Below are 23263 nucleotides of genomic sequence, written 5' to 3'. Positions count from 1 at the left end.
TCCGCGATGAACCTTTTTTATTGGTTGCGACTTTGCTCGCGAGTGAGTGGTTTGTATTTGGTCAATTCACGAATTAGACGAGCGCAGCGTGTTAAATGATCTTAGCCGTTTCGTAAGCAGAGCTTGGTGCCATCGAACTTCAATTTTGCCAACAAGTGTTTAGCGTTAGCTCGGCCAATATCATCAAATTCCACACCGTATCGAGCGTAGTGCGTCGATTTTTGCAGATTACAGATGATGCCTCTTAAAGGAGGGATAAGAGGGCCATTGTAGTTTTCAGGGGTTATCTCAATAGACACGCGATCGGCAATCTGAATCGCACGAGAGGTTGGTGAGGTAACGAAACGACAACCACTTTTCGATAAGTCTCTTATCTCACAGTTTGCTCGCTGGTCGTTGAAGATGATTCTTGAAGCCAGATTCACTTCATAGCGTGTTTCTTTACGTAGCTGTGTCACTTGCATCGTGCTTGGTGTAGACAGCACTAGAATAGGGAAGGGTTCACCAATCTTATGGTGAATTTGGCTTCTAAAGTGGATAAGCGCGCCTTCACCTCGTAGAGAATACGCACGAGCGGTCATCCAAAAACCTTCTTGAAAGAAAAAGTTCAGATCTTCATTGGATACCTCGGGAACCTCAACCACAATACAGTTATCACTGTGCGTTCCGATAAACTTGGTGGTGGCGAGAAACTTCGTGCCAACGGGAGTCGAGACATTTAATGTCAGCTCACTGCCGTGCTCAATCATGGCCAGTGCATCAGTGCTATTGATAGTGGAAACGGTGCGATTACGAGGGTCTTGAAGTGCCTGATTATGCTCCAAAGGCTTCTTCAGGGGTGCGTTCATTATATGTTCTCCATGCGCCAACATGCGTCTGTTAGTTATACTGGTAACTTGCTAACAAGGGGTTATTACGTGCTAGATTTAGTAGGTGTACTAACGCAATTTATAGAGTGCTTTTAATTGGTTTGAATTTTATTTATAACCACACGCTATAATAATATTTTCTTTGATTGTAAGTACTTAGTTTTATTTATATGCACTTGCGTTAGTCTATTACAAGGAATTCATACTTCAAACTTTAATTGTTTGTCGTATCCATTATTTGCAGGAGTTGAGAATGCAGGCAGTTAAATGGGATCAAGATGTGAACCAGATCACGGTTGAGTTAGAACCAGATCAGTTTGCGGTAGTTAAGTATAAAAAGGATGGCGATGTACTGCATATCACCTCAACTCGAATCCCTGATGAACTGCAAGGCAAGGGCTTTGGTAAGGCGATGATGGAGTCGGTATTGCCTGAAATTGAACAAGCGGGCTTCAAAATTGTGCCGGTTTGTAGCTATGTGGTTCACTACATGAATAGGCAGCCACAGTGGTCACACCTTCTATCCGATAAAGCATAACAACGAGTAATATGTCTCAATCAATATCGTCGAATAATCGAGCTCAACCTGAAGCGGGTTCAAGTCAAAATCAGCCAGAGCTTTATCAACAAGAGTTTTATCAAAATGAGCTTTATCAAAAAATAGCGACCTCGCTGGGTTGTCATGAAGGGTTTGATGTCCAAGTGATTCAACGCCTATGGGGTGGATATGGCGAGTTAGTTCGCTTAGTCTTTTCTCAAGAAAGCAGTGCGGAACTCAAGAGTGTGATTGTTAAACATGTCGCGTTGCCAGATAAAGCTGAACACCCAAAAGGTTGGAATACCAAACTCTCTCACCAACGAAAGGTACACTCTTACCAAGTGGAAACAGCTTGGTATCAGTCATTCACCCAACAATGGGATGAGCGCTGCCCTGTACCTGTTGGGCTGCAATGTGAACTAGAAGAGAATGAGTGGCTGATTGTGATGCAAGACTTAGCGGATATAGGTTTTCCGTTAACCTCTCATTTTGATGTGCTTGCTGCTTCTGACTATCAGGCATCTAGTTACACAAGAGAAGAGCAAAAACAACGTAATGCTTGCCTTAAATGGCTTGCTAACTTTCACGCAAAGCACATCAATATCAATCAAGAGCAGTTGTCATCATTGTGGCAAGTCGGTACTTATTGGCATCTAGATACACGCCCTGATGAACTCAATGCCTTGGCTGATTTACCATTGAAGAACCAAGCCAAGCACATCGACCGTTTATTAAAAGAATGTCCATATCAAACCTTAGTCCATGGCGATGCCAAGCTCGCCAATTTTTGTTTTGATTCTGAAAGCGAGCGCGCGGCTGCGGTCGATTTCCAATATGTGGGTTACGGCTGTGCGATGAAAGACGTCGCCTTGTTCATGAGCAGCGCGATTAGGCCACAAGATTGCGCAGAGCTTGAATCAGAAGTACTAGATGCTTACTTCCACTACTTGAAAGAGGCATTGGCGTACTATCAGCCACACCTTTCATTTGATGAGGTAGAAGCAGCATGGCGACCAATGTTTTACGTGGCGTGGGCCGATTTCCAACGTTTCGTAAAAGGCTGGAGCCCAGAGCATTGGAAGATTAACCCTTATACTGAGCAGTTGACCTTACGAGTGCTCACTCAATTAGACGAACAGGAGTCCGTCAATGTTCGATAGAACCGCGAGCTGGAAAACGCCGCAAAACTTTTTATTACTGATTTCGATTGTTGTACCGATCGCGTTTTCGAGCTGGATGGCTTTGCTTAATAACTTCGTGATTGAGAAGGCGAACTTTGATGGTGCGGATATTGGCTTGCTGCAAAGTGTGCGTGAGATCCCGGGTTTCTTAGCGTTTACCGTAGTGTTTGTGTTGGCATTCATTCGTGAGCAACGCTTCATGTTGATATCGCTGGCGATGCTCACTGTAGGCACCGCGATTACGGGTCTGTTCCCCTCACTCACTGGATTGTTGCTGACTACCATTTTAATGTCGACGGGCTTTCACTATTTTGAAACGCTGAAGCAGTCTTTGTCACTGCAATGGTTGAGTAAAGAAGAAGCGCCAGAGATGCTAGGTAAGATGATCTCCGTTGGCGCGTTGGCATCTTTAATCACTTATGGCTCTATTTGGGTGATGTTAGAGCAACTCAAACTCGACTTTGCTTGGGTGTATGGCATCACTGGCGGAATTGGTTTTGTTTTAGTTTTGGTGATGACCTTTGGTTTCCCTGAATTTCAAACCAAGACTCAACAGAATAAGAAGTTGGTGCTGAGAAAGCGTTACTGGCTCTACTACGCTCTCACCTTTATGAGTGGTGCAAGAAGACAGATCTTCACGGTGTTCGCAGGCTTTTTGATGGTAGAGAAGTTCGGTTATTCTGCCGCAGACATCACGCTACTGTTCTTAATCAACTATCTGTTTAACTTCTTGTTCGCAAAACGCATTGGTAAATTTATTGGTGTAGTTGGTGAGCGCAAAGCGCTGATCTTCGAGTATGTTGGTTTGATTGGCGTGTTTGTCGGTTATGGCTTGGTGCAAAGTGCCGAGTGGGCGGCAGCACTTTACGTGGTCGATCATCTGTTCTTTGCGTTGGCATTGGCGATCAAAACCTACTTCCAGAAAATTGCGGATCCTGCTGACATGGCCTCAACCGCGGGTGTCTCTTTCACCATCAACCATATTGCAGCGGTTGTTATTCCAGTCGCGTTTGGTGTGATTTGGCTGTCTTCCCCTGCAACGGTTTTCTATATTGGTGCAGTGATGGCCGTGGTTTCTCTAGCGCTATCTTTAAACATTCCGAAGAAACCTGAAGAGGGCAACGAAGTGCGAATGTTTAGCTGGCGCTAATGTTGGTCTCGATATTATGAAATAAGCAAAAAGCTCCAATAGTGATATTGGAGCTTTTTGTTTATGTGGGATATGTATATCTAATCCGCAAAATAGGTTTCACGCGGATCAGTTTCTTACGGTTTTTAATTCGGTACGCAGCTTGAAGATTCCCTTTGGTGCTTTGGTCAGTAAGATGCCGCAAAGTAGAGGAATCATCATTACAAGTGACTGTTCAGATAGAACCTCACCATTGATGTAGCAAGAGATCAGCAGCGCAATCACTGGGAAGATTAGGAAGCAGATAGACGCTTGGAAAGGTGTCGAAACCTGACCTAATTTAAAGTAAGCCACAATGCCGCCAACACTCGCCACAAAGCCTAGGTAAACCACAGCAGAGATTGAGTCCCAAGTGAAAGATTCAATATTCACGTTTTCACCTATAGCTGATACAGCAAATAAGAATAGAGCTGCAATTAAGCTTGGTACGGCGTTGTAGGTTAGTACTTCAATACCTTTGCAGTGCTTTTGAACCAGCACATACATCACTGCGTGAATCGCAACAGCAAGGCCTAAGCAAACCGTGCCAATTAGGTAGTCATCGCCACCCATCTGCATTTCATTACCAAGGATTAGACATAGGCTCACAACAGCAGCGATCAACCCGAATATCTGGTGCTTCGCTAGTCGTAGACCTAAGAATAAGCCAGACATCAACATCACAGCCACAGGCATGTTGGCGAAGATGATCGACGCTAAACCTGAAGAGATGTATTGCTCGCCATAGATCATCAACGTAAACGGAATCGCGAAATACATCAACGCAACAATAAGCAGCCATTGGCGCTTACCTTTAGGGAACAGCAGTGGTTGGTTGAAGACTTTCGCCAATACTGCAAGCAGAGGTGCTGCAAGTAAAAAGCGCAACGCAGTAGCAAAAATAGGTGGGATAGAATGCAATGCTACTTCCATAGCGAACCAAGTGGTTCCCCAAATTAAGCAAACAGAGACAAAAAGCAAAATAGTTAGCGACTTCGAATTCATGGTGACTACTCATTAATAATTATTTTAAATCATAGGCTTGTAGCGCCTTAATGACGTGGCACAGTATAGAAAGGTAGTCGGAGAAAAGTTTTGTCTTTTTATCTCTAATTTGAGTTTTTTGTGGAAATTAAATCTCTAGTATGATTATTTTATAGAAAATAAATTCGCTTTAGATAGTTAAAGTAAAGTCATTGTTCTTTGTGAGGTTTAATTTAACTTAAGGAATGGTCAACTCAACGAGTATGGCTGTTGGGTTATTGCTGTTAGCGTAGCAACAAAAAACGCGCCCTCAATGAGGCGCGTTTTTGAACAATACGTTTAAGAGGCTGCGTCTACTGCGTAACAGGCTTGACTTGTTTGGATTGTCTTACCGCAAGGATAAGTTGTGGTAGCAGTGACATCACTATCATGCCGGTCATTAGTGAGTATTGTACTGCAGTGAATGATTCACCCATCAACACCATACCGGTCACGATGCCAGCTACTGGGTTTGCGATGCCACCGAAGGTGAAATCAACCACCGACATACGCTGTAGCAACCACACATACATGCCGTAACCCAGCGCTGTGTTTAGCCCAATAACCCATACGAGTCCCATAGCATTACGAGTATCGAAATGAGTCACGGCATTAATATAAGGCTGCGGATCGATGAATGCATGAACGCCAGACGCGACAGACAAAATCGTACCGCCCAGAATCAGTTGCCATGTTAATACCTTCCACCAGTGCATGCGGTTACCCAGTGACTTGGTAATGCTGCTGCCGATGACAATACACATTATTGCGGCAAACATTGCGCCTAAACCGATTGGGTTCAGAGCAATTTGGCTTGGGTTAAACAGTATCCACGCTAAGGTGATCAAGCCAATACCCGAAAGGGCTTGAATCAGATGCGGGCGCTGTTTTTTCACTACCCAGTGGAAGATCATCGCGAACACCGGCACGGAGATCATGCCCACGCCAGAGATTGCCGAAGGCAGCGTTAGCGCCATCACGAAGATCAAGCCAAAGAAGGTCGCGATATTGATAAGGCCCAGTGTGAAAATGATTTGCCACTCGCCTTTTTTAGGCAGTGTTGGTTTTACTGCTAGCAATAACAAACCAGCAGGTAACGCACGCAAAGCACCCAATAATAATGGTGGCCACTCCTGTAGCGTAAATTGCGTCACTGCATAGGTTGTTCCCCAAAAGAACGCGGGGATCATTGCTAATAATATGTTCATTTAAAATATCTTTACGTTAAGATAACTATTGTGTGAACTGTATACTGAGAACTAGTGGTTGTAAAGTATCTTTATGTTAAACTAGTTTGAAGTAATCAGACTAACAACGGAGCGAGATTGCAAATGGATGCTATCGACCGCGTAGTAGAGCAATGGGCAAAGGAAAAGCCCGAACTAGATACTGAGCCTATGGCAATGATGGGTCGGATTATGCGTATTGCCAAGTATATGGAGACGCAAGTTGCCGAGCTTCATAAAAAATACGACATGAAGCTGGGTGAGTTTGATGTGCTGGCGACGTTGCGACGTTCTGGGAAGCCTTACCGACTGACGCCATCTGAACTGATTGGATCCATGATGCTGACATCTGGCGCGATGACCAATCGCCTTGATAAGCTAGAAGCCAAAGGGCTGATCAGTCGTGAACACAGCAAAGAAGACAGACGCAGCGTGAGTGTCCAGTTAACTAAAGATGGTCTTATTCTGATTGACCAAATGATGACTGAACATGTCGAAATGCAGAAAAAACTGGTTAAATCATTGTCTGCGAGTCAGAAGAAGAACACCAACCAACTTCTGAAAACATGGTTGAGCGCGTACGAGTAGTTTTTCTGATCTTCCTTTAGATTCAATAAAAAACCGAAGCTTAATCGCTTCGGTTTTTTTGTGCTTGTTTAAGAACTTCAAGTACAGCGAATTGGCGAGTTAAGCTTGCAGCATCTCGTCACTGAACAGTTCTGCACAACCAATGCCGTTGATGGCGCAACTTTCGTCGATGTCTGAGATGTCACCGCTGACCCCAATCGCACCAAGTACCGTTTTATCCTTATCTCGAATCAGTAGGCCCCCTGGCACTGGCACCATGTTTCCGTGTGCGAGTACGTTTACGGCGGAGATAAATGCTGGTCGATTATCAGCATCTTGGGCGAGTTTTCTAGAGGAACAACCCAGTGCGAGTGCTCCCCACGCTTTAGCAATCGCGATGTCTGGTCGCATCATGCTAGAGCCGTCTTGACGTTGCAGAGAAATCAGCTTGCCACCGCTGTCTAAGACGGCGACCGTCAAAGGTTCTGTGTGGATCTTGTTTCCTGCTTTTAAGGTGCCATCAATGATGGTTAACGCTTGTTGTAGAGTCAAACTTCCCATGTTATCTCCTAGTTTTTCAAGGGGCCGTGTACCAAGCTAAGTCAGCCAATCATTACGCTTGTTGTGAATATCATCGACTGATTCAGCTCGGTACAAGAGTCCTAATTGGACTCTTGTAATAGCCCATAGCTGGGTAAAGTTAGGAAGGCGGCGAACTCTTCGGCTGTAGAAAGTTGATAGAAAAGATCAGCTGTCTCTTCAAATCGACCTGCTGAATAGCGCGAGTCTCCGACTTCATGTTTTATCGTGTCTAACTCCTGGTAAAGCCAAGAGTGGAACAGTTGTTTGGTAAAGGTTTGGCCGTCATCAAGCGTGACGCCGTGGTGGATCCATTGCCAAATATTGGCTCTCGAGATCTCAGCGGTCGCCGCATCTTCCATAAGGCCGTAGATAGGTACACAGCCGTAGCCTTGAATCCAAGCTTCGATGTAATAAAGCGCGATGCGTATATTCTTACGCACACCCGCTTCGTCGCGGCTGCCTTCGCAAGGTTTTAGTAACGAATCTGCATTGATCACATGCTCTGGGCTTTGGAAATCCATTTGGTTTACTTTGCCATCAAGGTGCTTATCGAATATCGACATCGCTAAATCAACCAGTGCAGGGTGCGCGACCCAAGTGCCATCGTGTCCGTTCTGAGATTCTCTCTGCTTATCTTCGATAACCTTGGCGGTGACACGCGCCATTTCTTGCGGATCTTTTGCTGGAATAAAAGCCGACATACCACCCATCGCCAGTGCGCCACGAGCGTGACAAGTACGCACCAGTAGTTGGCTATAGGCGTTGAGGAATTCTTGATCCATACCGATCCCATGGCGGTCAGGCAGGATGCGGTCTTTATGGTTTTTCAGCGTTTTGATGTAGCTGAAGATGTAATCCCAACGGCCACAGTTCATTGCCACGATATGATCACGCATGGCGTACAAGATCTCTTCCATTTGGAATACGGCTGGAAGTGTCTCAATCAAAACTGTCGCACGAATGGTGCCTTTGGGTACGTGGAAATAGTTTTCGGTGAAGCTGAAAATATCGTCCCACCACTGTGCTTCTTCCATGCTCTCAAGCTTGGGAATGTAGTAGTAAACACCTAAGCCTTGTTTTGCACGTGACTGATAGTTATGGAAAAAGTACAAAGCGAAGTCCATCAAGCAACCGCCGATAGGCTGATTGTTGAATTGAATCGATTGTTCAGGTAGATGGATTCCACGAGGGCGAGCGATTAACAACGCAGGGTCGCTGTTTAGCTGGTAGTTCTTTTGTTTCTTCTCATCGAAATAGCTGATGGTGCCTAAATTGGCATCTCTTAAGTTAATTTGCCCTTCGACCATGTTGGCCCAAGTTGGGGAAGACGCATCCTCAAAGCAGCACATGAAGACTTTCGCACCCGAGTTTAATGCGTTGATTACCATCTTTCTCTCGATAGGACCTGTGATCTCTACGCGACGATCTAGTAGCTCTGGTGGCGGTGTTGCGACTTTCCACTCTTTATTCTGACGAATAGAGATAGTGTCCTTTCTGAAGTTGGGTAACTCACCGTTATCGTATTGTGCTTGTTTAATATCGCGATCATTTAGCAGGGCATGACGGCGATCTCCAAACTTGTTAACGATAGCTTCTAAGAATTTCAATGCATCTTTAGACAAGATCTTTTTGTACTCGGGGTTGTCCATATTCCCAAGTACCTGCATACACAGCGTTTCTTCTCTTTCTTTCACGTCATTCATCATTGCCTGTCTCCTTTACACAATATGATGTCATTTTGTATACAAAATTCTCTTTTTAAGGATATTTATATGGTAGAAATTGTAAACAAGCAAACGGTATTTAACATTTATTTATCATTTGATCTTTTTGTAATTTATTTTCACGTAAAGATATTTTATGTAAAGCAATGAATTGTAAGCTTTTCAGGGTAAGTGCGTACTTAATGTGATGGGTTGATGTAACAAGATTGTTTCATTCTGGGGTTGATAAATAGCGAGGATGGTTCATAGTATACAAAAGTTAGGTTAATTGTATACAATCTGAACTGGAGGTTCGAATGGCAATTAGGAAAGCGATTGAAGCAGCGGTAGAAGTGCTTAAACGTGAAGGTGTAGACATCGTATTTGGTGTTCCCGGCGCAGCAATAAACCCTATGTATGCGGCTATGAAAAAACTCGGAGGAATCGACCACGTCTTAGCTCGCCACGTAGAGGGTGCATCGCATATGGCTGAAGGGTACACACGTACCAATCAAGACAATATCGGTGTGTGTATTGGTACTTCTGGCCCTGCGGGAACGGACATGATCACGGGGCTTTATTCGGCGTCTGCAGATTCAATCCCAATCCTATGTATTACAGGTCAGGCCCCGCGTGCCCGCCTTCATAAAGAAGACTTCCAAGCGGTTGATATTGAATCTATCGCTAAACCAGTCACTAAGTGGGCGACTACGGTTCTTGAACCGGCTCAAGTGCCACGTGCATTCCAAAAAGCCTTTCATTTAATGCGTTCGGGTCGTCCGGGTCCAATCCTGATTGATCTACCGATTGATGTTCAGCTGGCTGAGATTGAATTTGATATCGATACCTATGAACCGCTAGAACCTTATAAGCCACAAGCGACACGCGCGCAGGTTGAGAAAGCATTAACCATGATGTCTCAATCTGAAAAACCGCTGATTGTATCTGGTGGTGGCGTGATTAACGCTGGCGCGTCTGAATTGTTGCAACAGTTTGCCGAGATCACTGGAGTTCCTGTGATTCCAACCTTGATGGGTTGGGGCTCGATCCCAGATGATCATGAATTAATGGCAGGCATGGTAGGGCTACAAACGTCTCACCGTTACGGCAACGAAACCATGCTCAACTCTGACTTTGTGTTTGGTGTCGGTAACCGATGGGCAAACCGTCATACCGGCTCTGTCGATGTTTACACTGAAGGCCGAAAGTTTGTTCACGTTGATATTGAACCAACCCAAATCGGCCGCGTGTTCTGCCCAGATTTAGGCATTGTCTCTGATGCCAAGGCAGCGCTGGAGTTAATGGTTGAAGTGGCGCAAGAGTGGCGTGACGCTGGCAAACTGCCGAATCGAAATGCTTGGGCAAGTGAGTGTCAGGAACGCAAGTCGACCATGCTGCGTAAAACCAATTTCGATGAAGCGCCAATGAAACCGATGCGTGTTTATGAAGAGATGAACAAGGCATTTGGCCGTGACACTTGCTATGTGAGCACCATTGGTTTGTCGCAAATCGCTGCCGCTCAGTTCCTGCATGTTTATAAGCCTCGTAACTGGATCAACTGTGGTCAAGCAGGTCCACTAGGTTGGACTACACCCGCTGCATTAGGCGTACGAGCGGCCGATCCAGATCGCGATATCGTTGCTATCTCTGGTGATTACGATTTCCAATTCATGATCGAAGAACTGGCCGTTGGTGCGCAATTCAACCTGCCATACATTCATGTGTTGGTGAACAACTCGTACTTAGGTTTGATTCGCCAAGCACAGCGCCAATTTGATATCGATTATTGTGTACAACTGGCGTTTGATAACCAGAATGCGCCAGAGCTTGAAGGCTACGGGGTAGACCATGTCGCAGTAGTTGAAGGTTTAGGTTGTAAGGCGATTCGAGTTCGTGAACCTGAGCAAATTGCCGCTGCGTTTGAACAAGCCAAAGAGTTGATGAATAAGCATAAAGTACCGGTTGTTGTTGAGCTGATTCTTGAGCGAGTGACCAATATTGCGATGGGCGTAGAGATCAACGCCATCAACGAATTTGAGCCACTTGCCGAAAGCCGCGGCGACGCTCCAACGGCGCTGGCGTACAAGTAATCATTGGCGTTGTTGCCTAAATTAGTTGAACCTTTTCCAAGTCCTGTGATCTGATCATTTGAAACGATTGGAATGGTGGTGATATGGGTAAAGCAAACAAGAAGATAACTAACTGGGCGGAGTACAATAAGGCTCTTTGTAAACGTGGTTCGGTTACATTCTGGATAGATGATTCAGCCGTAGATGCATGGCGATGCAAAACTCATCATGGTAAGCGTGGGAGAGGCTTTCAGTACTCTGATACAGCGATTGAAACCGCCTTGATGATTAAGGGCATCTTCTCTCTTCCTTTACGTGCTCTTCAAGGCTTTATCGACTCTATCTTTGAGCTATTAGATGTTCCACTAACGTCCCCTGACTACACCTGTATCAGTAAACGCCCGAAGACAGTTCAGGTCAAATATCGCAATAAATCGAGAGGGGCTATTCGCCATATAGCCATTGATTCTACTGGCCTCAAAGTCTTTGGTGAGGGGGAGTGGAAAGTGAAAAAGCATGGTCCAGAAAAACGTAGGACATGGCGCAAACTGCACTTAGCTGTGGATGTGGATACTCACGAAGCGATTAGTGCGGAAGTCAGTCTTGTAAATGTAGGCGATAGTGAAGTGTTACCGACGTTACTCAACCCACTACGTAGAAAGGTCGCTGCCGTATCCGCCGATGGAGCATATGACACAAAAAATTGCCACGAGACTCTGAAAAATAAAGGCTGTACTCCGTTAATACCGCCTCGAAAGAATGCAGCTCTTTGGGAAGACGGTCATCCCAGAAACAAAGCGGTAATGGCTCTGATAGATGGAACAATATCGGAATGGAAAACAGAGTCTGGTTATCACTATCGTTCAATATCTGAGACTGCTATGTCCCGATATAAAGGACTAACAAGCGATAAATTGAGCTTGAGATGTTACAACGCTCAAGTGGGCGAAATCATGGCGAATGTCAAAGCGATTAACAAAGTCATAGGACTAGGTATGCCCGTTAGAAGCTAACGGCTAGCTACATATGGTGTCGTTGATCTTCAAGCTGATTTGATCAACAACGCCGTAATCATTAAGTAATGTGTATCCGTAGAGCTGAGGTTTAGCTCTACGAAAAGTCTCCAATAGAGCGAGGCTTACTAAGCAACCGTAGCTCCACCAAATAACCGTTGCTTCACTAAACAGTCATAGTTTCACCAAATAAAGAATAAGGACAGAGTCATGGCAAAATTTGCAGCAAACTTGTCAATGTTATTCACGGAAGTTGATTTTATGGATCGCTTTGAAGCCGCCGCAGAAGCGGGCTTTCAAGGTGTGGAGTATCTTTTCCCTTACGCCTTTGATGCTCAGGCAATCAAAGCAAAGCTCGATGCTAATAACCTAGAGCAAGTGCTATTTAACTTGCCTGCGGGTGATTGGGACGCTGGCGACCGTGGTATCGCGGTCGACCCTGCACGAGTTGAAGAGTTTCAAGCGGGTGTACCTAAAGCTATCGCTTACGCAAAAGCGCTCGGTTGTACTCAAGTGAATTGCTTGGCCGGGATTGTTCCGCAAGGTGTGACCCAACAAGATGCGCAATCGGCGTTTGTGATTAACCTGCATTACGCGGCGAACGCGCTAGCAGCAGAAGGCATTAGCTTAGTGATAGAGGCGATCAATACCCGTGATATTCCGGGCTTCTTCTTGAACACGACTGAGCAAGCCAAAGCGATCATCAAAGAGGTAGGGAGCGATAACCTTTCTATCCAATACGATATTTATCACATGCAGATTATGGAAGGCGATCTTACGCCGACCATGCAGCAGAACATTGGTCAAATCGCACACGTTCAACTGGCTGACAATCCAGGTCGACACGAACCGGGGACTGGAGAAATCAATTACCCATTCGTGCTCAATTATCTTGATGAGCTTGGTTATCAAGGCTGGGTTGGCTGCGAATACAAGCCAAAAACAACGACGACAGAAGGCCTTGGTTGGCTACACCAGTACCGTTAATTGCGTCTGGTAACCCTCAAACGTTAAGGAGAACAACATGTCTAAAATTGCATTTATCGGAACTGGCATCATGGGGAAACCTATGGCGAGTAACCTTCAAAAAGCAGGTCACGATTTGATTCTGTCGGATCACTTTAATGCAGCACCTGCCGATCTTGTGGCAGCGGGTGCAACGGTCTGCCACTCACCAGCGGAAGCGGCTGAAGCAGCGGATATCATTATCCTAATGGTGCCGAATACCCCTCAAGTGGAAGATGTCCTGTTTGGTGACAACGGTGTTGAGAAAGGCCTAATGGCGGGCGGTGCAGCTGGAAAACTGGTTATCGACATGAGTTCAATTTCGCCAATCGCGACCAAAGCAATTGCAGCGCGAATCAATGAAGGTGGTGCTTCATACCTTGATGCACCGGTATCAGGTGGCGAAGTAGGCGCTATTAATGCAGCGCTGACTATCATGGTTGGTGGTGAGCAAGACGCCTTTGACAAAGCACGTCCGCTATTTGAAATCATGGGTAAGAATATTACGCTGGTGGGCGACAACGGTGCGGGTCAAACCTGTAAGGTGGCGAACCAGATCATTGTTGCTCTGAATATCGAAGCCGTGTCTGAGGCGTTAGTCTTTGCTTCGAAAGCAGGCGCTGATCCAGCGCGAGTACGTCAGGCTTTATTAGGTGGCTTTGCTAACTCTAAGATATTGGAAGTGCACGGTGAGCGTATGGTTGAAGGCACATTCGACCCTGGCTTTAGAATCTCACTTCACCAAAAAGACTTAAATCTTGCGCTAACGGGCGCACAGGAGCTAGGGGTTGCGCTACCGAACACGGCAAATGCACAAGAGCTGTTTGGCGAGTGTGCCGAAATGGGCGGTGAAGGTTGGGACCACTCTGCGCTTATTCAAGCGATTGAGAAACGTTCTGATCACTCGATTCGTTAATCTAGTTAACGGTTTGTCCGTTTAGTGGTTAGTCAATCAACCGATTATCCGTTAATTAATTAGGGCTGCTATCGATTCGTAGCCCAACAGTTTCAAACAGTTTGTTTATAAATCGCGTAGTTTCGTCTCCTTTTATACGCGTTCCTGATACGAGGCAGAGGTTGAAGTTGTTCCTTTCCAACTTGATCTTAGCAGGCACCCTTTGGCCTTGTATCGGGGTTCTTTTTTTCTCCGTCAACTAAGGAGTGGCTGATGGACATTGATGCTAAGCAGTTTCTACAAACCCTTTTCTCAAGTGCTGTTAATCAGGCGCTACCTAAAAATCACATCGAACCTTTTCTTCCTCAAGACATTTTTTATCGCTCTGCTAATCAAGCCGGGCGTACTGTGGTGATAGGAGCAGGAAAAGCGGCCGCGTCAATGGCCGCAGAGCTTGAAGCGGTTTGGCAGGCAAAGAAACAGCAAGATCTCGCACTGCGTGATCTTGAAGGCTTAGTGGTGACTCGTTATGAGCACACCGCACCTTGCGAACACATTGAGGTGATTGAAGCGGCGCATCCAGTACCAGATGCGATGGGCTTAGAGGTAAGCCAACGTATGCTGCAATTGGTGAGTGGTTTGAGTGCTGACGACACGGTTATTTGCCTACTGTCAGGCGGTGGCTCTGCTTTGCTAAGTTTGCCCGGTGGTGACATCAGCCTAGCAGAGAAGCAACAAATCAATAAGGCGTTGCTTAAATCAGGCGCTGCCATTGATGAGATGAACTGTGTTCGCAAGCATTTATCTTCGATTAAAGGTGGGCGACTAGCAAAGGCTGCTTACCCAGCAAGAGTCGTATCTTTGGCGATTTCAGATGTGCCGGGCGATGACATTAGTGTGATTGCCTCTGGCCCAACCGTACCCGACACCACCACGCGTTTTGATGCGATGGCAATTTTAGAGCGTTACCAAATAGAAACACCACGCTCGGCATTTGAATGGTTAAATAATCCAGAGTCAGAAACCGTAAAGCCAGATGACGTATGTTGGAAGAACGCGGAGCACCATATTATCGCGACACCAATGTCGGCATTGGAATCCGCTGCTGCAGAAGCTGAAGGCTTGGGTATTCCCGCTTATGTGTTGAGTGATTGCATAGAGGGAGAAGCGCGAGATGTCGCGAAGGTGCATGCTGCGCTAGCCAAACAAGTGGCTAATAACAAGCACCCATTTGAGACGCCTTGCGTGATACTTTCCGGCGGGGAAACCACGGTAACCGTTAAAGGGAATGGTCGCGGTGGGCGTAACTGTGAGTTCTTGTTGAGCTTGTATAACGAGCTTAAAGGCCAAGACAACATATTTGCATTGGCTGCTGATACCGACGGGATTGATGGTGTTGAAGACAATGCGGGAGCATGGATCGCGCCTCAAACATGGCAACTAGGTTCGAGCCTGTCGCTTAAAGCGCAAGACTATCTCGATGCCAACAACAGCTACGATTTTTTCAAGCAAGTCGATGTGCTTCTAACCACGGGGCCAACGCTGACCAATGTGAATGACTTCCGCGCGATATTGATTCTTTAACTTGAACAGTTCAAAAACACGGTATGGAATGGTCGCTTCTTAACAAATAGAGCGGCCATTTTATTGTTATCAATGCGGTGACCTTGAGTTCTGAGATTATCTTCTGGACTAATGAAGCACGTTGATTACTATGATTTTAGTAACGAGCTGTAAAGGATGCAATATGTCTAGGATCAGACAAAAGAATCAAGATTTAATCATCGAAGTCGCGTGTGAACAATTCGCCACTCATGGTTATGCCGCAACAAAAATGGCTGATATCGCAAAAGCGGCCGACATTCCCAAACCCAACGTCTTCTACTATTTCAGCTCAAAAGATAAGCTCTACAACGCTGTGCTTGAAACCGTCACTCAGCCTTTACTAGAAGCGTCTCGTCCGATTGAAGAGTTGAGCGATCCTGTTGAAGCCTTGTCTCAATATATTCAAACCAAGCTGATCATTTCTCGCGACCATCCACATGCTTCTAAGGTATTTGCCAATGAAGTGATGTCTGGCGCTAAAGTATTGCCGAAAGAGATTGGTGACGAGCTGTATAAGCAATCCCAGATGATTCTTGATAAGTTCTCGACATGGTCGGCGCAGGGCCTAATGGACGATGTTCCCGCTCATCACCTGATGTTTACCATCTGGGCGGCAACTCAAACCTACGCCGATTTTGGCTGGCAGATTTGCAGCGTGATGCAGAAGGACCAACTCGATGATAAAGACTATGCCGATGCCGCTCAGTTCATCACACAGTTAGTGATTAAAGGCTGTGGTGTGAAAAGCTAATGTTGTTTGAACGTTTATCTAGGTGTGTGAGTGACTATAAGCACAGAACCTCTTTTGTGACCTATTGTGCAATAACTCATTTATCTTGAATTCGGTTCGATTAGGTATGCCATTTTATTTAAATGACAGGTTATAGTATCGCGAAAATTGGCGGCACTTACTCTTCTGAAAAGCGAAAAGCTGGAAACTTATAGATGAAGCCGCTAACAATATTACACGCACAACATTAAGGTTTAGCAATGACGCTTAAAAGCTTGGCATGCACCATCAGCGCAGTTCTGCTTGCAGGTTGCGGTTCAACGGTCGCGACGCAAACATACAACGCTGATCTGATCATCACCAACGGACAGGTTCTCACCATCAATTCAGAAATGGATGTGATTGAAAATGGTGTTGTTGTAGTGAAAAACGACCAGATCATCGCAGTCGGTACCGAGGATTTAATGACTCAATATCGCGCAGAAAAAGTGATTGATGCTCAAGATGGAATCGTCATGCCGGGTATGGTGAACGCGCACAACCATTTACCGATGATCGCGTTTCGTGGCTTAGGGGAAGAGGGTATTTCGAATCGTCTGTTCGCTTACTTCTTCCCTCTAGAAGCCGAAAAGCTAAGCCGTGAACTGATTTACAACGCAACCAAGCTTGGCTCTATCGAACTAGCACAAAGCGGTGTAACCACTTATGCCGATATGTATTACCACATGGACGAAATGGCAAAAGCGACCAAAGAAGTGGGTTTGCGTGCTGTGCTCGGTGAAACCGTGATTAAGTTTCCAGTGGTCGATGCTAAAGAACCTTATGGCGGAATTGAATATGCCAAAGGTTTTATCGAGCAGTACAAAAACGATGAGTTAATCACACCTGCTTATGCACCACACGCGGTGTACACCGTGAGTAAAGATAAGCTGCAAGAAATCAACAAGCTGTCTGCTCAATACGATGTGCCAGTGCTGATTCACGTTGCTGAATTCCCGAATGAAGAAAAGCGCATCAAAGACGAAACCAAAGCCACGTCACCGGTCGAATACATGGATGAAATCGGCGTACTTGATGAGCGTGTTGTGATTGCTCACGGTATTCACCTTTCAGAGAATGACCAAAAGCTTCTCAAGCAAGCTGACGCGGGTATCTCATACAACCCAATGGCGAACGCCAAAGGCGCGACGGGAATTGCACCTGCGTGGGATATGTACCGTGCTGATATGCGTATTGGCTTGGGAACAGACGGCCCAATGAGCTCTAACCAAGTCGATATCATGCGTACTCTAAGCTACGCAGCCAACATGCAACGCTTAAAGCATTCTGACCGCACTATCATGATTCCTGAACAAGTCATTGAGATGGCGACATTAGGTGGCGCAAAAGCCCTACACATGGAAGATCAAATTGGTTCTCTTGAAGTGGGTAAGAAAGCAGATATCGTGATTGTAGAAACACAATCAGCGAACATGATGCCAAGTTACGACCCATACGCGACATTGGTTTACCAAGCGAACCCAAGCAACATCGACACCACCATCGTTAACGGCCAAATCGTGATGGAAAACCGCGTAATGCAGACAGTTCAACTGGATGATATCCGCCAAAGCGTCGATGAGTTTGAAGCTGACATTACTGAGTTTGCCAAAGAGCTTTCAAAGAAGGCTATTAAGTCTAAGAGCTTGATGGATTAAGATGTAAATCGGTTTCTAAAAATCGAACTGAATGAACAAGGCCGACATCACGTCGGCCTTTTTTCGCTTTTCTAGTTAGAGAGTATTTAATTATTCATCGCCAGTTTACCTAGCTTCATTGCAGCTGCATGGTGGCGGTGCATCAATTGTTCCATGTCTACGCCAATTACAGCCCCATCATTAACTCGCCATTTTCCGGCTACCATCACCTTATCCGCTTGTTGAGCGCCACAAAGTAGTAGTGCAGCCAGTGGATCGTGGCTGCCAGAGAAACGAATATCATCGAGTTTGAACATCGCGATGTCGGCTTGTTTTCCGACTTCTAGTGTACCGATATCCGTTCTACCCATTGCGCATGCTGAGCCTGACGTTGCCCAGCGCAGTGCGTCAAAGTGTGAAACATTGGCAGAACCATACTGCAGGCGCTGTAAGTACATCGCCATGCGCACTTCGGCAATCATATTGGAGCCGTCATTCGAGGCCGAACCATCCACGCCTAGCCCGACTTTCACGCCAGCGGCTTCAAGGTCGTTGTTCTTACAAATACCAGAAGCCAGCATCATGTTGGAAGTAGGGCAGTGGCTGATGCCAATGCCTGCTTTACCCAAGCGCTTGATCTCTTCTGGATTGAAGTGAATGCCGTGTGCAAGCCAAGTGCGTTCATTCAGCCAGCCGACATCTTCTAGGTAATCGACAGGGCGTAGACCGAACTTCTCGATACAGAAGTCCTCTTCATCGAGCGTTTCGCATAGGTGAGTGTGCATCATCACGTTCTCACGCTCACTGATCTTGGCGGTCTCTTTCATCAGGTCGGTGGTGACTGAGAACGGCGAACAAGGCGCGAGTGCGATTTGAATCATCGCCCCTTCATCGCGCTGGTGGTAATCGCGAATCAAGCGTTGGCTGTCATCAATGATGGTTTGTTCGGCTTGAATGGTGTGTCGTGGAGGTAGCCCACCTTCATCTTCCCCAAGGCTCATGGAACCGCGCGTGAATATCGCTCTCACGCCAAGCTTCTCTGCGGCCTCGACTTGTAAATCGATGGCGTGCTCTAGCCCGTTTGGCAGCAAGTAATGATGGTCTGACGCTGTGGTACAGCCCGACATCATCAACTCAACCAGAGCTAACTCTGTGGCAAGGCTCATCATCTCCGAATCGAGGTTGGCCCAAACTGGATAGAGGCTTTGTAGCCAATGGAAGAGTTCTTTATTGAGTGCGCCGGGGTAGGCACGCGTTAGGGTTTGATAGAAGTGGTGGTGCGCATTGATAAGCCCAGGAGTCACAACATGACGAGAGGCGTCGACGCTGTAATCTACGGGTAAGGTCGGTTCTTTGTGTTTGCCAACCAGCTCAATGATTGTATTACCTTTAATGACAATTCCGCCTTCTGCATCAGCCAGTGAGCCGGTGTAGATTGCGAGAGGATTCTTAATCCAGATGGTTTCCATTCATAGTAGTCCTTAGCCATCTCAGCCTTTTCAGGGAAGAGGGTCTTTATTGGTATTTGTAGTGAAAGATAAATTCGAATCAGGGCGTTAAAACGTTTAATGCTCTAATCAGCCCTGATCCTACGGAAATCGGTTTTACATTAGTCAGTGAACCAGTTAGTTCGTTTTGGGCTCAGGGTTATCTGATGCTGCTTGAACGTCTGCTTGAAGCGCTTCTTCAGCTTGTTCTTTCATTTCTAACTCAACTTGTGCTTGGCTCTCGGCTAACGCTTCTTGCTCTTCTGCTCGTGAAGATTTTGGCAGAACAAGGTTCAGCAGTACCGTCATAATAGTACCGGTAGTGATGCCAGAGTGAAGGAAATTGGCCAAATCGTGTGGCAAGTGTTGAAGCAATCTTGGTTCGAAGGTGACGGCTAAGCCAGACGCTAAACCTACACAGATTACCAAGGCATTTCGCTTGGTGTCTGCGGCTTTGATCAGCATGCGGATACCTGCGTAGGCAATCATTCCGAACATTACAAAGCCGACGCCGCCTAATACGGGTTTAGGAATCGTGACGGCAATAGCGGCTAATTTCGGGAATAAACCGCCTAAAATCAGCAAACCACCTGTTGCTGCCACTACATAGCGACTTGCCACACCTGTGATACCCACAATACCGACGTTTTGGCTGAATGACGCCAGTGGCATCGCTGTTAAAATCGAAGACAAGGTACTACCAAGACCATCGCCTAGCAGTCCACGTTTTAGATCTTTACCGCTGACTTGGGTTTGGCAGTTGTTGCCAAGCGCCATGAAGTCACCGGTTGCTTCAGCGATAACCACGATGTACACCAAGCTCATGCTGATGATGGCACTAGCAGAAAACGTAAAGCCATACTTGAATGGTTCTGGGCCACCGACCCAAGCGGCAGAACTGATTTGCTCAAGATCGACCATGCCGAGTGACAGCGCCACAATGTAACCGCCTGCTAGGCCAATCACGATAGCGGAGGCCGCAACCGCGCCTTTACAGTAAACCGATACGCCAATCACTATCCCCAGAGAGACCAGTGCGAGAAACAGTTTTGGTAGCGTGGCGAATTGTTCCGTGTTGGCAGGAGAGTCGCCAACCCAGTTCATGGCAACCGGTAAAATGGTTAAGCCGATTAGGGTAACCACCACACCACTTACCACGGTCGGGAACAGCTTGCGAACCTTGTCCATGTAGAAGCTGGCACCAATTACCACGAATGAGCCAATAAGCGCTGAGCCCATAATGGCAGCGACGCCACCTTCGTTACCGATCGAAATGGCCACACCTAAAAAGGCAAAGCTTGAGCCCATTACCACGGGCAGTCGAATACCCACTGGACCAAAACCAAGACACTGCGCGACGGTCACAATACCTGACGCCAATAGCGCAGCATTGATCAGTGAGACGATCTCGGTGTTGGGCAGGCCAATGGAGGCGCCGACAATAAGGGGGACAGCAACAATGCCACCAATCGAGGCGAGCATGTGTTGTAGAGCGAGTAGAAGGGTTAGCCCATGGGGCGGTCTTTCGTTAAGGGTGTACAGAAGTTTCATTTGATATTCCTCTGCCTGCGTTTCCGTTTACAGGCGGTTGGCGGTCAAATAATGACTTCTACAAACTGCGTAGGGTCATAAAAAAGGTGCATTGACTCATTGGGAGCTCTGCTCTCGAGTCATCAATGCAATTAGCTTTCTTAAAAATGTTGTCGTTGCTTGGCTTGCGAACCAGCCAAGCAACGTTGTGAGCAATCAAGAAATGACTGCTCAGGAACTATAGGGTTAACCGATGAACACCAGCTTGGCGATGAAGATAGCCGCTAGGAAGTACATCGAGATAGACACATCTTTGGTTTTACCTGTCGCTAACTTAAGCACGGTGTAGGTAATGAAACCCAATGCGATACCATTCGCGATAGAGAAGGTCAGTGGCATCATTAGTGCGGTAATCGCGGCTGGAGCACCGTTAGTAAAGTCTTTCCAATCGACGTGCTGCATGCTGCTCATCATCACGAATGCGACGTAAATAAGAGCACCAGACGTTGCGTAAGCTGGGATCATACCGGCTAACGGTGATAGAAAAATTGCCGCTAAGAACAACACACCAACCACAATCGCCGATAGGCCAGTACGTGCGCCTGCTGCAACACCGGCTGCACTCTCTACATAACTGGTTACTGGCGGACAGCCTACACACGCACCTGCCACGCTTGAAATACTGTCGGCTTTCAGTGCTTTGCTTAGGCCTTCAATCTTGCCCGTTTCAGGGTTGGTCAGGTTTGCACGCTCAGCTACGCCCATCAAGGTACCAGCTGTATCAAACATGTTTACAAAAAGGAAAGCCAAGATAACGCTGATCATCGATACGTTTAGTGCACCGGCGATATCCATTGCCATAAAGGTAGGCGCTAAACTTGGTGGTGCAGCGAAGAAGCCATCGTAGTGAACTAGGCCAAGCATCATGCCGACTAGCGTTACACTCAAAATACCGATAAGCACCGCGCCAAACACTTTACGCTCACTCAGAACCGCAATGATCAAGAATGCAATCGCAGCAAGCAGAGCTTCTGGTTTCGTGAAGTCACCTAGTGATACCAGTGTTGCTGGGTTTTCGACGACGATACCCGCTGTTTTTAAGCCAATTAGACCTAAGAACAAACCAACACCTGCAGTCATGGAATAGCGCAAGCTCTCAGGAATACTCTCGATTATCCATTGGCGGACTTTGTAGAAACTCATCCCGACAAACAAGATACCTGAGATAAACACCGCACCCAGTGCCACTTCCCAGCTGTAGCCCATTTCGCTTACTACCGTGAACGAGAAGAAGGCATTCAAGCCCATGCCCGGCGCAAGGCCGACAGGCCAGTTTGCAAATAATCCCATTAGCAAACAACCGATCGCAGCACCAATACAGGTTGCGACGAATACGGCCCCCGCGTCCATACCTGATGCGGCCATAATTTGTGGGTTAACGAAGATAATGTATGCCATGGTGGCGAAGGTCGTGACACCCCCGACCAACTCATTTTTCACACTGCTCCCGTGTGCCTTAATTTTAAAGAGTTTCTCTAAAATTCCGTTATTCGCATCTTGGTTGAGTATTTCTGTTTTACTCTCACTCATGTCAGCAAGTCCTTTTATGTTGTGATCCATTTATTGAATACAGCGAGATTTCAATATTAAGTTTTAAGGTTTTTTCCTAGCCGCTATTTCTTTAGCTATCAGTTGATTAGTCATCAACTTCTAACTAATAACGTTGTTAGTATTTTTATATGAACGTGTTTAGTGAGTGCACACCTTTTGGGATGTACACGTGAATTTTTTTATTATTCGATGGTTGGGCCTAGTTCGAAGTTCTAGGACACGGGACTAACTGCCCCGATAGGTTGAGAAACTGTAAGGCGAGACGAGAAGAGGAACGTGATAATGCGCTTCTGGATCATCTAGACCAAAGCGAATAACAACATCGTCTAGGAAAGGCACGCCATCCAATTCCACGCCTTTACTTCTGTAGTAATCGGCTACGTAAAACACCAATTGATATTTCCCCGGTCGGAAATCATTCCCTGCCAGAATCGGCGCATCGGTTCGGCCATCGGAGTTAGTGATTACCGTCGCCAACTTTTCTGTTGAGTCTTCATTGACCTTATAAAGCTCTACCTTGATCTCTGCACCCGGTAAGCCGTGAGTTGTGTCTAATACGTGTGTTGTTAATCTTCCCATAGTCCTTTAATAGCGCTTTTGGCGCTCCTCTGTTCCGTGGTTTATCTGTCTGTTTCGACCTTGCAAAGAATGCAACTGGTCACTTTGTTATCACTAACTATGTACGAACTGTACACAATTAGTAAAGCGAATTGTTGGAAAAATGTTAACTATTGTGTCGTTTTTTCTGACTTTATAGATCTTGATTATCGTTTTTTGGTGAGCTT

20 protein-coding genes are annotated in these 23263 nt (G+C 46.3%); 11 read left to right on the top strand and 9 right to left on the bottom strand.

Annotated features, from left to right (window positions below; translation table 11 throughout):
• Positions 1 to 101 precede the first annotated feature (101 nt).
• Positions 102 to 848: a flagellar brake protein gene (locus AB4154_RS13350; RefSeq protein ID WP_004732802.1), complete on the bottom strand. Its 747-nt coding sequence runs from the start codon at positions 846 to 848 to the stop codon at positions 102 to 104.
• 274 nt (positions 849 to 1122) lie between these two features.
• Here AB4154_RS13350 and AB4154_RS13345 point away from each other — a divergent pair, with 274 nt between their 5' ends.
• The 3 genes from AB4154_RS13345 to AB4154_RS13335 are packed head-to-tail and all read left to right on the top strand — an operon-like array spanning position 1123 to position 3738.
• A complete protein-coding gene (locus tag AB4154_RS13345; protein ID WP_017065024.1) occupies positions 1123 to 1407 on the top strand; it encodes a GNAT family N-acetyltransferase in 285 nt (94 codons plus the stop codon).
• A gap of 11 nt (positions 1408 to 1418) precedes the next feature.
• Entirely contained in the window at positions 1419 to 2567 is a 1149-nt protein-coding gene (locus AB4154_RS13340) for a phosphotransferase (RefSeq protein ID WP_372123289.1), read from the top strand.
• Positions 2557 to 3738, top strand: a complete 1182-nt coding sequence (locus tag AB4154_RS13335; protein WP_372123288.1) for an MFS transporter — start codon at positions 2557 to 2559, stop codon at positions 3736 to 3738. The genes AB4154_RS13340 and AB4154_RS13335 overlap by 11 nt, the downstream gene beginning before the upstream one ends.
• A 108-nt stretch (positions 3739 to 3846) precedes the next feature.
• On the opposite strand, the gene AB4154_RS13330 is transcribed toward AB4154_RS13335, so the two are convergent.
• Together AB4154_RS13330 and AB4154_RS13325 are read right to left on the bottom strand one after the other, a co-directional pair.
• Positions 3847 to 4761 (bottom strand): DMT family transporter, encoded by a 915-nt coding sequence (locus AB4154_RS13330; RefSeq protein ID WP_372123287.1) that lies wholly within the window; start codon positions 4759 to 4761, stop codon positions 3847 to 3849.
• A gap of 332 nt (positions 4762 to 5093) precedes the next feature.
• Positions 5094 to 5987: a DMT family transporter gene (locus tag AB4154_RS13325; protein ID WP_017067653.1), complete on the bottom strand. Its 894-nt coding sequence runs from the start codon at positions 5985 to 5987 to the stop codon at positions 5094 to 5096.
• 123 nt (positions 5988 to 6110) lie between these two features.
• On the opposite strand from AB4154_RS13325, the gene AB4154_RS13320 reads away from it, so the two are divergent.
• Positions 6111 to 6593, top strand: a complete 483-nt coding sequence (locus tag AB4154_RS13320; RefSeq protein WP_017061583.1) for a MarR family winged helix-turn-helix transcriptional regulator — start codon at positions 6111 to 6113, stop codon at positions 6591 to 6593.
• A 99-nt stretch (positions 6594 to 6692) separates the two neighbouring features.
• Here AB4154_RS13320 and AB4154_RS13315 read toward each other — a convergent pair whose 3' ends face one another.
• Together AB4154_RS13315 and aceB are read right to left on the bottom strand one after the other, a co-directional pair.
• Positions 6693 to 7133: a heme-binding protein gene (locus tag AB4154_RS13315; protein ID WP_008220964.1), complete on the bottom strand. Its 441-nt coding sequence runs from the start codon at positions 7131 to 7133 to the stop codon at positions 6693 to 6695.
• Between the two features lie 101 nt (positions 7134 to 7234).
• A complete protein-coding gene (gene aceB, locus AB4154_RS13310; protein ID WP_372123286.1) occupies positions 7235 to 8860 on the bottom strand; it encodes a malate synthase A in 1626 nt (541 codons plus the stop codon).
• Between the two features lie 314 nt (positions 8861 to 9174).
• On the opposite strand from aceB, the gene gcl reads away from it, so the two are divergent.
• The 7 genes from gcl (at position 9175) to AB4154_RS13275 (ending at position 17871) form a co-directional block, all read left to right on the top strand.
• Positions 9175 to 10947, top strand: a complete 1773-nt coding sequence (gene gcl / locus AB4154_RS13305; RefSeq protein WP_372123285.1) for a glyoxylate carboligase — start codon at positions 9175 to 9177, stop codon at positions 10945 to 10947.
• 83 nt (positions 10948 to 11030) lie between these two features.
• Positions 11031 to 11939, top strand: a complete 909-nt coding sequence (locus tag AB4154_RS13300; protein ID WP_372123284.1) for an IS5 family transposase — start codon at positions 11031 to 11033, stop codon at positions 11937 to 11939.
• Positions 11940 to 12149: 210 nt separating this feature from the next.
• A complete protein-coding gene (gene hyi, locus AB4154_RS13295) occupies positions 12150 to 12926 on the top strand; it encodes a hydroxypyruvate isomerase (protein WP_017075254.1) in 777 nt (258 codons plus the stop codon).
• Between the two features lie 37 nt (positions 12927 to 12963).
• Positions 12964 to 13860, top strand: a complete 897-nt coding sequence (locus tag AB4154_RS13290) for a 2-hydroxy-3-oxopropionate reductase (protein ID WP_017067345.1) — start codon at positions 12964 to 12966, stop codon at positions 13858 to 13860.
• 252 nt (positions 13861 to 14112) lie between these two features.
• Positions 14113 to 15423 (top strand): glycerate kinase, encoded by a 1311-nt coding sequence (locus tag AB4154_RS13285; RefSeq protein ID WP_372123283.1) that lies wholly within the window; start codon positions 14113 to 14115, stop codon positions 15421 to 15423.
• A gap of 163 nt (positions 15424 to 15586) precedes the next feature.
• A complete protein-coding gene (locus AB4154_RS13280) occupies positions 15587 to 16195 on the top strand; it encodes a TetR/AcrR family transcriptional regulator (protein ID WP_102332259.1) in 609 nt (202 codons plus the stop codon).
• Between the two features lie 239 nt (positions 16196 to 16434).
• Positions 16435 to 17871: an amidohydrolase gene (locus AB4154_RS13275; protein WP_372123282.1), complete on the top strand. Its 1437-nt coding sequence runs from the start codon at positions 16435 to 16437 to the stop codon at positions 17869 to 17871.
• Positions 17872 to 17957: 86 nt separating this feature from the next.
• Here the strand turns inward: AB4154_RS13275 and AB4154_RS13270 are convergent, their stop codons facing one another.
• The 4 genes from AB4154_RS13270 to uraH all read right to left on the bottom strand — a co-directional run bounded on the left by AB4154_RS13270 (position 17958) and on the right by uraH (position 23057).
• Positions 17958 to 19319 (bottom strand): 8-oxoguanine deaminase, encoded by a 1362-nt coding sequence (locus AB4154_RS13270; RefSeq protein ID WP_372123281.1) that lies wholly within the window; start codon positions 19317 to 19319, stop codon positions 17958 to 17960.
• Between the two features lie 156 nt (positions 19320 to 19475).
• On the bottom strand, positions 19476 to 20888 hold the full coding sequence (locus AB4154_RS13265) for a solute carrier family 23 protein (protein WP_372123279.1): 1413 nt from the start codon (positions 20886 to 20888) through the stop codon (positions 19476 to 19478).
• 225 nt (positions 20889 to 21113) lie between these two features.
• Entirely contained in the window at positions 21114 to 22457 is a 1344-nt protein-coding gene (locus AB4154_RS13260; protein ID WP_017065002.1) for an NCS2 family permease, read from the bottom strand.
• Between the two features lie 246 nt (positions 22458 to 22703).
• Complete coding sequence (gene uraH / locus AB4154_RS13255) at positions 22704 to 23057, bottom strand: hydroxyisourate hydrolase (RefSeq protein ID WP_017083063.1); 354 nt, start codon at positions 23055 to 23057, stop codon at positions 22704 to 22706.
• Between the last annotated feature and the right edge of the window lie 206 nt (positions 23058 to 23263).

Source organism: Vibrio sp. 10N.286.51.B11, from assembly GCF_041469245.1.
GTDB lineage: Bacteria > Pseudomonadota > Gammaproteobacteria > Enterobacterales > Vibrionaceae > Vibrio > Vibrio crassostreae_C.
Note: the sequence above shows the minus strand (reverse complement) of the source record. Positions and strands in the feature narration are given on the sequence as shown.

Bases quoted from the DNA above. Each gene is read 5' to 3' on its own strand.
- aceB (WP_372123286.1), bottom strand. From the start codon at position 8,860: ATGATGAATGACGTGAAAGAAAGAGAAGAAACGCTGTGTATGCAGGTA.
- AB4154_RS13330 (WP_372123287.1), bottom strand. From the start codon at position 4,761: ATGAATTCGAAGTCGCTAACTATTTTGCTTTTTGTCTCTGTTTGCTTA.
- AB4154_RS13280 (WP_102332259.1), top strand. From the start codon at position 15,587: ATGTCTAGGATCAGACAAAAGAATCAAGATTTAATCATCGAAGTCGCG.
- AB4154_RS13260 (WP_017065002.1), bottom strand. From the start codon at position 22,457: ATGAGTGAGAGTAAAACAGAAATACTCAACCAAGATGCGAATAACGGA.
- AB4154_RS13340 (WP_372123289.1), top strand. From the start codon at position 1,419: ATGTCTCAATCAATATCGTCGAATAATCGAGCTCAACCTGAAGCGGGT.
- hyi (WP_017075254.1), top strand. From the start codon at position 12,150: ATGGCAAAATTTGCAGCAAACTTGTCAATGTTATTCACGGAAGTTGAT.
- AB4154_RS13345 (WP_017065024.1), top strand. From the start codon at position 1,123: ATGCAGGCAGTTAAATGGGATCAAGATGTGAACCAGATCACGGTTGAG.
- AB4154_RS13275 (WP_372123282.1), top strand. From the start codon at position 16,435: ATGACGCTTAAAAGCTTGGCATGCACCATCAGCGCAGTTCTGCTTGCA.
- AB4154_RS13335 (WP_372123288.1), top strand. From the start codon at position 2,557: ATGTTCGATAGAACCGCGAGCTGGAAAACGCCGCAAAACTTTTTATTA.
- AB4154_RS13325 (WP_017067653.1), bottom strand. From the start codon at position 5,987: ATGAACATATTATTAGCAATGATCCCCGCGTTCTTTTGGGGAACAACC.
- AB4154_RS13290 (WP_017067345.1), top strand. From the start codon at position 12,964: ATGTCTAAAATTGCATTTATCGGAACTGGCATCATGGGGAAACCTATG.
- AB4154_RS13270 (WP_372123281.1), bottom strand. From the start codon at position 19,319: ATGGAAACCATCTGGATTAAGAATCCTCTCGCAATCTACACCGGCTCA.
- AB4154_RS13300 (WP_372123284.1), top strand. From the start codon at position 11,031: ATGGGTAAAGCAAACAAGAAGATAACTAACTGGGCGGAGTACAATAAG.
- gcl (WP_372123285.1), top strand. From the start codon at position 9,175: ATGGCAATTAGGAAAGCGATTGAAGCAGCGGTAGAAGTGCTTAAACGT.
- uraH (WP_017083063.1), bottom strand. From the start codon at position 23,057: ATGGGAAGATTAACAACACACGTATTAGACACAACTCACGGCTTACCG.
- AB4154_RS13350 (WP_004732802.1), bottom strand. From the start codon at position 848: ATGAACGCACCCCTGAAGAAGCCTTTGGAGCATAATCAGGCACTTCAA.
- AB4154_RS13320 (WP_017061583.1), top strand. From the start codon at position 6,111: ATGGATGCTATCGACCGCGTAGTAGAGCAATGGGCAAAGGAAAAGCCC.
- AB4154_RS13315 (WP_008220964.1), bottom strand. From the start codon at position 7,133: ATGGGAAGTTTGACTCTACAACAAGCGTTAACCATCATTGATGGCACC.
- AB4154_RS13265 (WP_372123279.1), bottom strand. From the start codon at position 20,888: ATGAAACTTCTGTACACCCTTAACGAAAGACCGCCCCATGGGCTAACC.
- AB4154_RS13285 (WP_372123283.1), top strand. From the start codon at position 14,113: ATGGACATTGATGCTAAGCAGTTTCTACAAACCCTTTTCTCAAGTGCT.